This window comes from Microbacterium sp. NPDC055312, assembly GCF_053645675.1.
In genome coordinates, this window is record NZ_JBSHMU010000003.1 from 399,322 (window position 1) to 413,717 (window position 14,396).

The window sequence follows — 14,396 nt, forward strand, 5'->3', positions numbered from 1 at the left end:
CCTGCGACAAGCCGGCCTTGCGGATGAGAGAATGAGAGCAATGAACGAAGTACAGGGCCCGACCCCCGCAGGAACCTCCCGTCCGTATCGATCTCTCGCGGAGGCGCTGCGCGCGCACCGGATCCCCGTCGAGAATCACGAGTTCATCGTCGCGGTGACCGAAGCCGTCGGAATCAGCAGCTACATCGATCGCGGCAGGTACATCGAGGCGATCCGCCGCACGTCCGAAGCGCCCCTGCACATCGGCCGGACGTACATCAACGGGTTCGCCGAAGACGAGCAGGTGAGCGTGGGCGGCCGGATGCTGCAGCTGCTGCCCAGCGAGGGGCGCGCGCCGTACTTCTACGTGACTCAGCCCAGCGCGCTGCCGGCCACCTCGGCGGCGAAGCGCCCGGCATCCGCCGCCCGCACCCGCGCGGCATCCCGCCCCGCGCCCGAACCGCGGGCACCCAAGGCCACGAACCTCGCCGAGCGCGACTACGGCGTGTGCGACGTGTGCTTCATGGTGAAGAACGCGTCGGGCAGGTGCGGCTGCGACGAGTGACGTCGGCCGCCGCGTCAGGACAGCTGAGCCTGCACGCGCCGTGAGATCTCGGCGACCGGCATCGACCGCGGGAACACGGCGACGACGACATCGTCGTCTGCCGGGGTGATCGCCTCGGGAAGCACACCGTAGCGGCGGCGCACATCGTCGAGGGCGTCCCGCAGCACGCTCACCTGCACGCGACTGCCGCGCAGCAGCTGGCGCAGCACGTGGTTGTGCACGGCGGTGATCAGGGCCGAGAACCCGACGGCGTCGATGGGCGCGATGCCCGGCAGGGAGTCGCGCAGGTACTCGTCGAACAGCCGCTCGTACCGGAACACCGTGACGATCTCGCGATCGCGCAGCACCGGCACCTCGCGCACGATCTCGTACCGGCGGCGGGCGAGCTCGGGATCCCGGGCGAAATGCGTGAACACGCGCTCCGACGCCTCGCACACCGCGGCCCACGGGTCGTCGTGCGGCTCGGACAGGAACTGCCGCAGCTCAGCGAGCAGGGCCTCGTGATCGATGAACACCACGTCCTCCTTGCCGCCGAACTGGCGGAAGAAGGTCGACCGCGAGACGCCCGCGGCCTTCGCGATCTGCTCGACGGACGTCTGATCGAAGCCCTGAGCGCTGAAGAGTTCGAGGGCCGCGGCGACCACGCCGGTGCTCAGATCTGCGGTTTCGTGCATGGCGAAAGCCTAGACCGCGGCGTCCGTGCACGCCGGTCGACGTCACGGGACGCCCAGATCGCGGTAGTAGGCTGGGGGACTGGTCGATGTCTCGACATCGAGAGAATCACCAGACCAGACAGCAGCCCAGTGAAGGAACCACAGTGGATCTGTACGAGTACCAGGCACGAGACGTTTTCGAGAAGTACGGAGTGCCGGTCCTCGCCGGCATCGTCGCCGACACCCCCGAGGAGGTGAGGGCGGCCGCCGAGAAGATCGGCGGTGTCGTGGTCGTCAAGGCGCAGGTCAAGACCGGTGGTCGCGGCAAGGCCGGCGGCGTCAAGGTCGCCAAGACCCCCGACGAGGCATACGAGGCAGCGAAGGCCATCCTCGGTCTCGACATCAAGGGCCACGTCGTCAAGCGAGTGATGGTCGCGCAGGGCGCGCGCATCGCGGAGGAGTTCTACTTCTCGGTGCTGCTCGACCGCGCCAACCGCTCGTACCTGTCGCTGTGCAGCGTCGAGGGCGGCATGGAGATCGAGCAGCTCGCCGTCGAGAAGCCCGAGGCTCTCGCGCGCGTCGAGGTCAACCCGCTGACCGGCATCGACAAGGCCAAGGCCGTCGAGATCGCTCGGGCGGCGAACTTCCCCGACGAGCTCGTCGAGAAGGTCGCTGACGTGTTCGTCAAGCTCTACGAGGTGTACAAGGGCGAGGACGCCACCCTCGTCGAGGTCAACCCGCTGGTGCGCACCGAAGACGGCGACATCATCGCCCTCGACGGCAAGGTCACCCTCGACGACAACGCGTCCGAGATCCGTCACCCCGAGCACGAGGCCCTCGCCGACAAGGACTCCGAGAACCCCCTCGAGGCGAAGGCCAAGGCATCCGGCCTCAACTACGTCAAGCTCGACGGACAGGTCGGCATCATCGGCAACGGCGCGGGTCTGGTCATGTCGACCCTCGACGTCGTCGCCTACGCCGGCGAGAAGCACGGCGGCGTGAAGCCGGCGAACTTCCTCGACATCGGCGGCGGCGCGTCCGCCACCGTCATGGCTGCCGGCCTCGACGTCATCCTCGGCGACGAGCAGGTCAAGAGCGTGTTCGTGAACGTCTTCGGCGGCATCACTTCCTGCGTCGCGGTCGCCGAGGGCATCGTGAAGGCCCTCGAGATCCTCGGCGACGCGGCGACCAAGCCGCTCGTCGTGCGCCTCGACGGCAACCAGGTCGAAGAGGGTCGCAAGATCCTCGCCGCAGCCAACCACCCGCTGGTCACCCTCGCCGCGACCATGGACGAGGGCGCCGACAAGGCCGCCGAGCTGGCGAACGCCTGACCCTTCGACGGGACCGGATTTAAGGAACAGACATGTCGATCTTCATCAACAAGGACTCCAAGGTCATCGTCCAGGGCATCACCGGCGGTGAGGGCACCAAGCACACCGCCCTGATGCTCAAGGCGGGCACCAACATCGTCGGCGGTGTGAACGCCCGCAAGGCCGGCACCACCGTCGCGCACACCGACAAGGACGGCAACGCCGTCGAGCTCCCCGTCTTCGGCTCGGTCGCCGAGGCCATGGAGAAGACCGGTGCCGACGTCTCGATCGCCTTCGTGCCCGGCGCCTTCACCAAGGACGCCATGGTCGAGGCCATCGACGCCGAGATCCCGCTGCTCGTCGTCATCACCGAGGGCGTGCCCGTCGGCGACAGCGCCGAGGCGTGGGCGTACGCCACCGAGAAGGGCAACAAGACCCGCATCATCGGCCCGAACTGCCCCGGCATCATCACCCCGGACGAGTCGCTGGTCGGCATCACCCCGGCGAACATCACCGGCAAGGGCCCGATCGGTCTCGTGTCGAAGTCGGGCACGCTGACCTACCAGATGATGTTCGAGCTGCGCGACCTGGGCTTCTCGACCGCCATCGGCATCGGCGGCGACCCGGTCATCGGCACGACGCACATCGACGCGCTCGCCGCGTTCGAGGCCGACCCCGAGACCAAGGCCATCGTCATGATCGGCGAGATCGGCGGCGACGCCGAAGAGCGTGCGGCCGACTACATCAAGGCCAACGTCACGAAGCCCGTCGTCGGCTACGTCGCCGGCTTCACCGCTCCCGAGGGCAAGACCATGGGCCACGCCGGCGCCATCGTCTCGGGCTCGGCGGGAACCGCGCAGGCCAAGAAGGAGGCCCTCGAGGCCGCCGGCGTCAAGGTGGGCAAGACCCCGTCCGAGACCGCCGACCTGATGCGCTCGATTGTCGAAGCGCTTTAGTCGCGAAGCGACTCCGACCGGTTGCTGAGCGAGGAGCGCAGCGACGAGTCGAAGTACGTCGAGGCTCTCTAGTCGCGACGCGCGTCCAGCACACGCACGATGGCCCCGGGATCAGATCCCGGGGCCATCGGCGTCTTCACCGACCGACGGGGCGGACATGGCAGGATTGGAGCATGCGCTCCTCGAGACTTCCGCAGCTGCTGCGCGGAACATCGTCGGCGCTGGTGGCCACCTTCACCGCACTGCTGGGTCACGTCTCGGCCGGGGGAGCGATGCCCGGCCTCCTCGGGATCGTCGTGCCGCTCGTGCTGTCGAGCATGGTCAGCGTGCTGCTCGCCGGACGCCGGCTCTCGCCGGCACGGCTGCTGCTCGCCGTCGCGGCCAGTCAGTTCCTGTTCCACGAGCTGTTCGTCCTGGGCTCCGTCACCCCCGTCGGCGGCCTCGCCGTGCACCAGCACGGGCTGCCGGCGGTGCTGCCCGGCGGTGAGGCGAGCATCGCGGCCCCGGCCGCGGGAATGTGGCTCGCTCACGTGCTCGCCGCCCTCCTGACCACGGCGGCACTGCACCGCGGTGAAGTGCTGCTGACGGGGCTCGTACGGCTCGCCGGACGGCTGACGACCTGGCTCGTGGCCGCCCTGATCGGGCGTCTGCCCGCGGTGACGCCCCGCCCCGGTCTGCGCTTTCCCGTGCGCGCCGCGGATGACGGAGCGCTCGACACGGGCATCCGCTTCACCCGTCTCCGGCCTCGTCGGGGACCCCCGCTGCCTTCCGGCATCTGAGGCGTCGTCCATCCGGATGACGCCGTCCGCGCCTGCGCGCGGACCGCGCACCCGCCACCGAGGCGGGCGTGCTTCGCCGTGCGCGCACGGCGAGAACAGATCTGAAAGGCACCACCATGCACACCACCGACCGTCGACTCACCCGCCCGGCCCTCGCCCTCGCCGCCGCGCTGCTCGTGCTCACCGGCTGCGCCCCGTCCGCCGCAGCGCCGAACCCGAGCGCGTCCGCCGTGCACGGCCCCGACACCGCCGGGCAGGCGGTGACCATCGAAGACGCGTGGGTCAAGTCGGCCGCCGACGGCATGACCGCCGGCTTCGGCATCCTGTCGAACCCCACCGACCGCGAGATCACGCTGGTCGCGGCGCACTCCGACGCCGCCCAGCGCATCGAACTGCACGAGACCGTCGCCGATTCGGCCAGCGGCGGCACCACCATGCGTCAGGTGCAGGGCGGGCTGGTGATTCCCTCCGGCGGCACCCTCGCCCTCGAGCCCGGCGGCGATCACCTCATGCTGATGGGACTGACCGCACCGCTCGAGGCCGGCCAGGAGGTGCGGTTCACGCTGACGTTCTCGGACGAGTCGACCATGTCGTTCGCCGCGGGCGTGAAGGACTTCACCGGCGCGCAGGAGCACTACGAGTCCGATCACGACGAGCACGGCGAGCACGACTCGGATCAGGGCCACTGATGATCGCGCGCATCGATCACGCCGCGCGCACCGCGCGGCCGGCCAGCCGACCCACCCGGCGGCAGCTCCTCTTCGGAGGGGCCGCCGCCGGGGCGGGGGCGCTCGTCGCCGCCGGCGTCGGGCGCCTCTCCGATCCCGCACCCGCACCGGCGGCCCCGCCCGCCCTGCACGGCCGCACCGTCGTGCCCTTCCACGGCGCGCACCAGGCCGGCATCGCCACCGACGCTCCTGCGCACGCCACGCTCATCGCGCTCACTCTGCACCCGCAGACCGACCGCGAGCGGATGCGCCGCATGATGCGCGTGCTCAGCGACGACGCCGCCCGGCTCACCGCCGGGCAGCCCGCTCTCGCCGACACCGAGCCGGAGCTCGCCCGTGAACCCGCACGGCTCACGGTGACGTTCGGGTTCGGACCGGAGTTCGTCGCACGCGCGGGCGGCAGCGCACCGGCGTGGCTGGCGCCGCTGCCGCCGTTCTCGATCGACCGGCTGCGCCCGGAGTTCACCGGAGGCGACCTGCTCATCCAGATCGCCTCCGACGACCCGATGTCGGTCGCGCACACCGCCCGGATGCTGCTGAAGGACGCCCGCAGCTTCGCCGCGGTGCACGGGGTGCAGCACGGGTTCCGGCAGGCGCACGGCACGGTGGCGCCCGGCACCACCATGCGCAACCTGTTCGGTCAGGTCGACGGCACGGCCAACCCGCGGCCCGGTGATGCCGGCTTCGACACGGTGGTGTGGAGCACCGACGGATGGCTGGCCGGAGGCACCGGGATGGTCGTACGGCGCATCAGGATGAACCTCGACACCTGGGACGAGGTCGACCGCGGGGCGCGGGAGTTCGCCGTCGGGCGTAGGCTCGACACCGGGGCGCCGCTGACCGGAGGTGAGGAGCACGATGAGCCCGACTTCGCCGCGGAGGACCGGCTGGGGTTCCCGGTGATCCACGACCTGGCGCACATCCGCCGTGCGCGCTCCGCCGACCCGGGGGAGCGGATCTTCCGCCGCGCGTACAACTACGACATCCCCTCGACCGACCCCGACTCGGTCTCGGAGTCGGGCCTGGTGTTCATCTCGTTCCAGGCGGACGTCGCCCGTCAGTTCACGCCGATGCAGGAACGGCTCGCGAAGGCGGATCTGTTGAACATCTGGACCACGCCGATCGGCAGCGCGGTGTTCGCCGTGCCGCCGGGCTGCGCACCGGACGGCTACATCGGAGAGACGCTCCTCGAGGGATGAGCGCGACCCCGCGAGCGACCCGCTAGACTGGTGACGAAGGCCTCGGGCTCCACCCCGGGGCCTTCGTCATGCTCGGCTCAGCTTGCTATGCGCGCAGGATCAGCGCACGAGCGAGCCGCCGTCGACGGGCAGCGTCACACCGGTGATGAAGCCTGCGGCGTCGGAGAGCAGGAAGGCGGTCGCCTCGGCGATGTCCTCCGAGCGGCCCAGACGCTTCATGGGCACCTCGTCGGCGTAGCGGCGTTTGGACTCCTCGGGCAGCGATGCGAGCGCGGCCGTCTCGATCGGGCCCGGTGCGACTGCGTTGATGCGGATGCCGGATGCCGCGTTCTCGGCCGCCGCCGACATCGTCAGCGACACCACGCCGTGCTTGCTGGCGCCATACGGCGTCAGCTGCGACGTGGACTGCAGGCCGGCGATCGAGGCGATGTTCACGATCGCCCCGCTGCCCTGCGCGGTCATCTGCGCGAGCTCGGCGCGCATCGACTGGAAGGTGCCGGTCAGCGTCACGGTGATGGTGTGCTGCCACTCGGCGTCGCTGACGTCCTGCAGCGGCTTGGGTGCCGCGCCCAGCCCGGCGTTGTTCACCGCCAGGTCGAGGGCGCCGAACTCGCTCACGGCACGCTGCACCAGCTCGCGCACCTGCGCGTCGTCGGCGACATCCGTGCGCTGGTACACCGCGGTGCCGCCGGCTTCGGCGATGAGCGCGACGGTCTGCTCACCAGACGCGTCGTCGACGTCGGAGACGACCACACGAGCCCCCTCGGCCGCCAGCTTGACGGCGATCGCGCGGCCGATGCCCGCACCTGCGGCGGTGACGAGGGCCACCTTGTTCTCGAACAGCATTCTGATCCCTTCACGGCGGGCGCCTGCCCGCGGTCGAGGCTACGCCTGCCGGGATCGACGACATGTGGGTCAGCTGAGCAGCATCTCCACCGGTCCGCGGGCGAAGTAGATCACGAAGCCCGCGGTGACGATCCACAGCAGCGGGCTGATCTCGCGCGCCTTGCCCGACAGCCCTCGCGCAGCGACCCAGCCGATGAAGCCCGCGCCGATGCCGTTCGCGATCGAGTACGTCATCGGCATGACCGACACGGTGAGGAAGACGCCGAACAGCGCCGAGAAGTCGGTGAGGTCGATGAACCGGATCTGGCTCATCATCAGCGCGCCGACGATGACCAGCGCGGCCGCGGCGACCTCGGTGGGCACGATCGACACCAGGGGGGTGAAGAACATCGCGATCAGGAACAGTCCGCCGGTGATGAGGTTCGCGAAGCCGGTGCGCGCGCCCTCGCCGATGCCTGCTCCCGACTCGATGAACACCGTGTTCGACGATCCCGAGGTGGCGCCTCCCACGACGGCGCCCACGCCCTCCACGATCAGGGCCGACTTCAGGCGCGGGAAGTTACCGCGCTCGTCGGCGAGATCCGCTTCTTTCGCGAGGCCGGTCATCGTGCCCATGGCGTCGAAGAAGTTCGTGAACACCAGGGTGAAGACGAGCATCAGAGCGGCGAGCGCGCCGATGCGGCCGAAGGCGCCGAACAGGTCGACCTGGCCGATCAGCGAGAGGTCGGGCAGGCTGACCAGCTGCGAGGGCAGGGCGGGCACCGAGAGCCCCCAGCCGCCGAGGTTGTCGTCGCCCTTCGCGCCGATGTGCCAGATCGCCTCGACGACGATCGCGAGCACGGTGCCCGAGACGAGCCCGATCAGGATGCCGCCCTTCACCTTCCGCGCCACGAGCACCCCCGTGAGCAGCAGCGTGATCACGAAGATGAGCGTGGGAACCGTCGCGACCGACCCGCCGATGCCCAGCGCCACGGGCGGCGACGTGCCGGCCGTCACGAACCCGGCGTTGACGAAGCCGATGAACGCGATGAACAGCCCGATGCCCACGGTGATGGCGATCTTCAGCTGCATGGGAACGGCGTCGAAGATCATGCGGCGCAGGCCCGTGGCGCTGAGCAGCACGATGATCAGGCCGTTGATGACCACCAGGCCCATGGCCTCCGGCCAGGTGACCTCGCCGACGACCGAGAACGCGAGGAACGCGTTGATGCCGAGTCCGGCGGCGAACCCGAACGGCAGGCGCGCCACGAGGCCGAACAGGATCGTCATGACCGCGGCGGTGAGGCCGGTCACCGCGCTCAGCTGCACGAAGTCGAGCTGGGATCCGGCGACGTCGGTTCCGCTGGAGAGGATGATCGGGTTCAGGATGACGATGTACGCCATCGTCACGAAGGTGACCACACCTCCGCGGATCTCGGCGGCGAAGGTCGAGCCTCGTCGGGTGATCTCGAAGAAGCGGTCGATCGCGTTGCGCGGTTCGGTGTCAGGGCGCACAGGGGCATCAGTCATCGGGGGACCTCCGAAGAGAATCTACCGGCTTCGCTGCACCGCGCGTGGCCACTGCATACGGGGCGGATGCACGTCGTAGGCTCGATCCGTCATGCAACGCCTCATCGTCGCGCTTCTCGCCGCCCTCGACGCCGCCATCGCGGTCGCCGTCGGGCTCGCCGTCGTGCTCGCACCGTTCACCCTGCTCTGGGTGCTGGCGTTCGGACTCGACGCCGACTGGGGTGCGCTCTGGCCGGTGAGCGGCACGCTGTGGCAGTTCGGACACGGGGTGCCCCTCGAGGTGGTGCTTCCGGATGCCCTGCTCTCGGCCCTCGCCATCCCGAAGGACGCCGCCCGGTTCGCGCTCTCGGTGCCGCCGCTGGCGCTGCTGGTGTTCACCCTCCTCTTCGCCGCCCGCTCGGGTCGTCGCGCCGCCGTGGCCGGCCGGTGGGTGTCGGGTGTCACCGGGGGAGTGCTCGCCTTCGCCGCGCTCTCCGTCGGCGTCGCCGTGAGCTGTCGCTCGGACGTGCTGCGCACGGCGCTGTGGGGCGCGATCCTGATCCCCGTCGCGGTCTACGCGCTCGGCGCGCTCGCCGGCGCGATCCGTCACGCGTGGGAGGAGGGCGACGACGGGCCGATCGATCGGCTCCGCGACGTCATCGATTCGTGGGGCGAGTGGGCGGCTGTGCCCGGCGAGGCGGTGCGGGGCGCCGCCGTCGCCGCCGTCGCGCTGACCGGTGCATCAGCCGTGGGCATCGCCGTGATGACCCTGCTGCGCGGCGGGGACGTCGTGGCGCTGTTCCAAGCCGCGCACGTCGACGCGCTCGGCGCAGGCATGCTCACCCTCGGGCACCTGGCCTACCTGCCGACACTGATCGTGTGGGCGGCGAGCTGGCTCGCCGGCCCCGGGTTCGCCCTCGGCGCGGGCACCGCGGTCTCGCCGGCCGGCACCGAGCTGGGCGTCGTCCCCGGCATCCCCGTGCTCGGACTGGTACCCGAGAACTCGTCGATCTGGATGCTGGTGAGCGTGCTCGTGCCGATCACCTGCGGCGCTGTGGCGGGCTGGATGGTGCGCTCGCGGCTGGTCTGGGAGAACACCGCCGACGGATACGGCCCCCGCGCCGCGATCGCCGTGGCCATCGCGGCTCTGACGGCCGGCACGACCGCGCTGGCCGCGGCGCTGGCATCCGGCTCGATCGGCCCCGGCCGACTCGCCCAGGCCGGACCCGCGCCCGGAGCCTTCGCGTTCGCGATCGGCATCGAGGTGCTCATCGGCGCCGGCATCCTGCTGCTCGCACCGCGGCATCGCGACGAGCTCGCCGAAGAGCGCATCGACCGGTGGAACGAGGAGATGGCGGGGCTCACCGCCCCGGTAGACTGACCGGGTGCTGACGCTCGCCGTACTCATCTCCGGTACCGGCTCGAACCTTCGAGCCCTGCTCGAGGCGGCGAGTCACCCCGATTTCCCGGCCAGGGTCATCGCCGTCGGGGCCGACCGCGACGCCGCCGGGCTCGCGCACGCCGAGGAGTTCGGCATCCCCACCTTCACCGTGCCCTACACCGCGTACGCCAGTCGCGAGGAGTGGGGCAGGGAGCTGGCTGCGCAGCTGGATGCCTGGCAGCCCGACCTCATCGTGCTCAGCGGACTGATGCGCCTGCTGCCGCCGGCCGTCGTCGAGCGCTACGCGCCCAACATCATCAACACGCATCCCGCCTACCTGCCCGAGTTCCCCGGGGCGCACGGCGTGCGCGACGCGCTCGCCGCCGGCGTCAGCGAGACCGGGGCGAGCATCATCGTCATCGACGACGGCATCGACAGCGGACCGATCCTCGCCCAGGAGCGCGTGCCGGTGCTGCCGGGCGACACCGAGACCACCCTGCACGAACGCATCAAGCCCGTCGAGCGACGGCTGCTGATCGATGCCGTCCAGCGCATCGCCACCGGAGAGCTGACGCTCTCCCGCTGACACCCACACACGACCTCGCCCGAACGAAGGAGCACCCCATGGCCGGCCCCAGCCTCGACCCCTCGCTGTACCGCGATCGCGACCTCGTGCAGGTCAAGCGCGCCCTGGTCTCGGTGAGCGACAAGTCGGGTCTCGTCGAACTCGCCGAGGCGCTGACCGAGGCGGGCATCGAGATCGTCTCGACCGGCTCGACCGCGCAGACCATCCGGGACGCCGGGCACGAGGTCACCGACGTGGCGTCCGTCACCGGGGTCGCCGAGATGCTCGACGGCAGGGTCAAGACGCTGCACCCGAAGGTGCACGGCGGTCTGCTGGCCGACCTGCGCCTCGAGGACCACGAGCGTCAGCTCGAAGACCTCGGCATCGAGCCGTTCGAGCTCGTCGTGGTCAACCTGTACCCATTCGTCGAGACCGTGGCATCCGGCGCCGAGCCCGACGCCATCGTCGAGCAGATCGACATCGGCGGGCCGGCCATGGTCCGCGCCGCGGCGAAGAACCACGCGAACGTCGCGATCGTCGTCTCGCCCGAGTCGTATCCCGCGATCATCGAGGCGATCGCCGAGGGCGGCACCACGCTCGCGCACCGGCGCGAACTCGCCGCGCGCGCCTTCGCGCACACGGCCAACTACGACTCGGCCGTCGCGCAGTGGTTCTCGGAGCGCACCCTCGCCGAGAGCGGCGACCTGCCGGCGCACCTCACCGTGAAGGCCGAACGCCTGGCCACCCTGCGCTACGGCGAGAACGCGCACCAGCGCGGCGCGATCTACACCCGCGCCGGCGGGCACGGCATCGCCCAGGCGACCCAGCTGCAGGGCAAGGAGATGTCGTACAACAACTACGTCGACGCCGACGCGGCGCTGCGCGCCGCGTACGACATGGTGCAGCCGGCCGTGGCGATCATCAAGCACGCCAACCCGTGCGGCATCGCGACGACCGCGCGCAACGCGCTCGACCCGATCGCCAGCGCGCACCTGCGCGCCCACGAGTGCGACCCCGTGTCGGCCTACGGCGGAGTGATCGCCGCCAACGGCACCGTGACCTTGAAGATGGCCGAGAACCTGAAGGACATCTTCACCGAGGTCATCGTGGCCCCCTCGTTCGAGCCGGCCGCGCTCGAGGTGTTCAAGGCGAAGAAAAACCTGCGTCTGCTGCAGCTGCCCGCCGACTGGCGTCAGGAGCGGATGGACGTGCGTCTCGTCTCGGGCGGTCTGCTGCTGCAGGATGCCGACCGCTTCCCCGACGACATCGTCTCGGTCGCGACGAACTGGGAGCTCGTCTCGGGCGAGCGCCCCGACGATGTCGAGATGGAGAACCTCATCTTCGCGTGGAAGGCGTGCCGCGCGGTGAAGTCGAACGCGATCGTGCTGGCCAAGGACAACGCGACGGTGGGCGTGGGCATGGGGCAGGTCAACCGGGTCGACTCGTGCCGCCTCGCCGTGGAGCGCGCGGGAGCGCGCGCCGCGGGCTCGGTCGCCGCATCCGACGCGTTCTTCCCCTTCGCCGACGGCGCGCAGGTGCTCATCGATGCGGGTATCACCGCGATCGTGCAGCCGGGCGGCTCGGTGCGCGACGAAGAGGTGGTCGACGCTGCCCGCAAGGCCGGCGTGACGATGTTCTTCACCGGAGAGCGTCACTTCTTCCACTGATCCCCACGACGCGCTCCGGCACCATCCGGCGGGGGTGCACTGTCGTGTCCGATTTCCGCCAGCCGGGCGCCCGCGGACGTGACAGCATGAAGGCATGAGCTTCACGGCAGAGCACGACGAGCGCTACCGCGCGATCAGCGCACGCGACACCCGTTTCGACGGGCAGTTCGTCACGGCTGTGCGCTCGACCCGCATCTACTGCCGTCCGAGCTGTCCCGCCCGCACCCCGAAGCCCGAGAACGTCACCTTCTATCCCACCAGCGCCGCGGCGCACGAGGCCGGATACCGGGCCTGCAAGCGCTGCCTGCCGGAGGCTGCGCCGGGCTCTCCGGCCTGGGACATGCGCGGAGACGCGGCCGCCCGCGCGATGCGCCTGATCACCTCAGGCGTGGTCGAGCGGGAGGGGGTGCCCGGCCTCGCCCGCCGCCTCGGCTACTCGGCGAGGCACCTCACGCGGCTGCTGACCACCGAGCTGGGCGCCGGCCCGCTCGCCCTCGCCAGGGCGCACCGCGCCCACACCGCGCGCATGCTGCTCGTCGGCACCGCCATGCCGGTCTCGGAGGTCGCGTTCTCGGCCGGGTTCTCGAGCATCCGCCAGTGCAACGACACCATCCGCGAGGTCTTCGAGATGACCCCGGGAGAGCTCCGCGCGACGCGCCGCTCGTCCGCCCGCAGGGTGCACGGCGCTGCGGCCGACGACGCGACGCAGGGCGTCATCGACCTGCTGCTGCCGCACCGCGCCCCGATCGACACGTCGGACCTGTTCGCCTGGATGGCCGCGCGCGCCCTGCCCGGGGTGGAGAGCGCCACGGCGACGTCGTTCGGCCGGCACCTGCGGATGCCCGGCGGCCCCGCGCATCTCGAGATCCGGCAGACGCCCGAGGGGCAGCTGCGCCTGCGCGCGAAGGTCACCCGCCTCGCCGACCTCACGCCGCTCGTCGCGACCGCCCGTCGGCTGTTCGACCTCGACGCCGACCCGCAGGCGGTGGACGACGCGCTCTCGGCGCACCCCGAACTGGCACCGCTCGTCGCCGCCGTGCCCGGCATCCGCGTGCCGGGCGCAGCCGATCCGCACGAGATGCTCATCCGCGCCATGGTGGGACAGCAGATCACCGTCGCGGCGGCGCGCACCGCTCTGACCGCACTCGCCGAGCAGCTGGGCGAGCGCACGCCCGACGGCGGGCTGCTGTTCCCCACGATGGCGGCGATCGCCGAGCACGGCGCCGAGGTGCTGCGCGGGCCCGCCGCGCGCATCCGGGCGATCACCGGCGCCGCAGCGGCCCTCGCCGACGGAACGCTCACCCTGACCGTCGGCGACGACGCCGCAGCGCAGCGCGCTGCGCTGCTGGCGATGCCCGGCATCGGTCCGTGGACCGCCGACTACGTGCGGATGCGGGTGATCGGCGACCCCGACGTCTTCCTGCCCGGCGACGTGGCCGTGCGGGCCGGGGCCGTGGCGTCCGGGCTGCCCGGCGATCCGGCGTCCCTCACCGCGTGGGCGGCGCGCACGGCGCCCTGGCGCAGCTACCTCACCGCTCATCTGTGGCGCGCCGTGCCTGCCCGGCCCCCGCGTCGCTTCCCGCGCTCAGCACCCAAGGAGAAGCCATGACCGCGCTCATCCAGACCGTCCCGACCCCCGACGGACCCCTCACGATACTCGTCGACGAGGCGCAGCGGGTGCTCGCCTCGGGCTGGACCGACGACCAGGCCGCGATCATCGCCCGCGTGCACCCGGCGCTGCGGCCGGCTTCGGTCGTCGAAGGTGAGACGGATGCCGCGCCCGCGGCGCGCGCGTACTACGCGGGCGACCTGCACGCCATCGACGAGGTGGTCGTCCGTCAGCGCGGCACTGCCCTGCAGTCCGCCGGCTGGGAGGCGCTGCGCCGCATCGAACCCGGCCGCCCGCTCAGCTACAGCGAGTTCGCCGTCGAGCTCGGCAGCCCGCAGGCCGTGCGCGCGGCGGCGTCGATCTGCGCGCGCAACGCACCCGCTCTGTTCGTGCCCTGCCACCGCGTGCTGCGTTCGGACGGGACGCTGGGCGGCTTCGCGTGGGGGCTGCCGGTGAAGCACAGCCTGCTCGCCCGCGAGCGCGGCGAGATCTGATCGGCGGCGCGCTCTTGCGCGCGGCGACCCCGCCGCAATAGGCTCGAAGGCTGTCGCGCCGACCGGGCGATGAAGCCGAGCCAGGAGGACACCATGATCACGACGACTCTCACGTCCCTCCTCCGTTCGCGCGCACTGCGCCTGCGCGACTGAGCACGCGACGCGCGACCCCGGTCG

At 71.1% G+C, this 14,396-nt stretch carries 14 protein-coding genes; 11 read left to right on the forward strand and 3 right to left on the reverse strand.

Features of this window, described 5'->3' with window-relative positions:
- The first annotated feature begins 40 nt into the window (after positions 1-40).
- On the forward strand, positions 41-544 hold the full coding sequence (locus tag ACWIDW_RS10435; protein WP_454125078.1) for a hypothetical protein: 504 nt from the start codon (positions 41-43) through the stop codon (positions 542-544).
- Between the two features lie 14 nt (positions 545-558).
- On the opposite strand, the gene ACWIDW_RS10440 is transcribed toward ACWIDW_RS10435, so the two are convergent.
- Entirely contained in the window at positions 559-1,218 is a 660-nt protein-coding gene (locus ACWIDW_RS10440) for a TetR family transcriptional regulator (RefSeq protein ID WP_454125079.1), read from the reverse strand.
- 143 nt (positions 1,219-1,361) lie between these two features.
- Between ACWIDW_RS10440 and sucC the strand changes: the two genes are divergently transcribed.
- From sucC to ACWIDW_RS10465, 5 genes are all read left to right on the forward strand, one after another.
- Positions 1,362-2,528, forward strand: a complete 1,167-nt coding sequence (sucC, locus tag ACWIDW_RS10445; protein WP_454125080.1) for an ADP-forming succinate--CoA ligase subunit beta — start codon at positions 1,362-1,364, stop codon at positions 2,526-2,528.
- Between the two features lie 32 nt (positions 2,529-2,560).
- Complete coding sequence (gene sucD, locus ACWIDW_RS10450; protein ID WP_454125082.1) at positions 2,561-3,463, forward strand: succinate--CoA ligase subunit alpha; 903 nt, start codon at positions 2,561-2,563, stop codon at positions 3,461-3,463.
- Between the two features lie 173 nt (positions 3,464-3,636).
- Complete coding sequence (locus ACWIDW_RS10455; protein WP_454125084.1) at positions 3,637-4,242, forward strand: hypothetical protein; 606 nt, start codon at positions 3,637-3,639, stop codon at positions 4,240-4,242.
- A 116-nt stretch (positions 4,243-4,358) separates the two neighbouring features.
- Positions 4,359-4,931 carry a copper chaperone PCu(A)C gene (locus tag ACWIDW_RS10460; protein WP_454125086.1) on the forward strand — a complete coding sequence of 191 codons (573 nt, stop codon included), beginning with the start codon at positions 4,359-4,361 and terminating at the stop codon, positions 4,929-4,931.
- Entirely contained in the window at positions 4,931-6,169 is a 1,239-nt protein-coding gene (locus ACWIDW_RS10465; RefSeq protein ID WP_454125087.1) for a Dyp-type peroxidase, read from the forward strand. The genes ACWIDW_RS10460 and ACWIDW_RS10465 overlap by 1 nt, the downstream gene beginning before the upstream one ends.
- Before the next feature lie 99 nt (positions 6,170-6,268).
- Here the strand turns inward: ACWIDW_RS10465 and ACWIDW_RS10470 are convergent, their stop codons facing one another.
- Both ACWIDW_RS10470 and ACWIDW_RS10475 read right to left on the reverse strand, forming a co-directional pair.
- A complete protein-coding gene (locus ACWIDW_RS10470) occupies positions 6,269-7,015 on the reverse strand; it encodes an SDR family NAD(P)-dependent oxidoreductase (RefSeq protein WP_454125089.1) in 747 nt (248 codons plus the stop codon).
- A 69-nt stretch (positions 7,016-7,084) separates the two neighbouring features.
- Positions 7,085-8,524, reverse strand: coding sequence for an NCS2 family permease (locus tag ACWIDW_RS10475; protein ID WP_454125091.1), 1,440 nt, complete (start codon positions 8,522-8,524; stop codon positions 7,085-7,087).
- A gap of 91 nt (positions 8,525-8,615) precedes the next feature.
- Between ACWIDW_RS10475 and ACWIDW_RS10480 the strand changes: the two genes are divergently transcribed.
- The 5 genes from ACWIDW_RS10480 (at position 8,616) to ACWIDW_RS10500 (ending at position 14,219) form a co-directional block, all read left to right on the forward strand.
- Complete coding sequence (locus tag ACWIDW_RS10480) at positions 8,616-9,884, forward strand: cell division protein PerM (RefSeq protein WP_454125093.1); 1,269 nt, start codon at positions 8,616-8,618, stop codon at positions 9,882-9,884.
- Positions 9,885-9,888: 4 nt separating this feature from the next.
- Complete coding sequence (gene purN / locus ACWIDW_RS10485) at positions 9,889-10,470, forward strand: phosphoribosylglycinamide formyltransferase (protein ID WP_454125094.1); 582 nt, start codon at positions 9,889-9,891, stop codon at positions 10,468-10,470.
- Positions 10,471-10,508: 38 nt separating this feature from the next.
- Positions 10,509-12,116 (forward strand): bifunctional phosphoribosylaminoimidazolecarboxamide formyltransferase/IMP cyclohydrolase, encoded by a 1,608-nt coding sequence (gene purH / locus ACWIDW_RS10490; RefSeq protein ID WP_454125096.1) that lies wholly within the window; start codon positions 10,509-10,511, stop codon positions 12,114-12,116.
- 94 nt (positions 12,117-12,210) lie between these two features.
- Positions 12,211-13,725, forward strand: a complete 1,515-nt coding sequence (locus ACWIDW_RS10495; protein ID WP_454125098.1) for a DNA-3-methyladenine glycosylase 2 family protein — start codon at positions 12,211-12,213, stop codon at positions 13,723-13,725.
- Entirely contained in the window at positions 13,722-14,219 is a 498-nt protein-coding gene (locus tag ACWIDW_RS10500) for a methylated-DNA--[protein]-cysteine S-methyltransferase (RefSeq protein WP_454125099.1), read from the forward strand. Before ACWIDW_RS10495 ends, ACWIDW_RS10500 begins: the two co-directional genes overlap by 4 nt.
- The last annotated feature ends 177 nt before the right edge of the window (positions 14,220-14,396 follow it).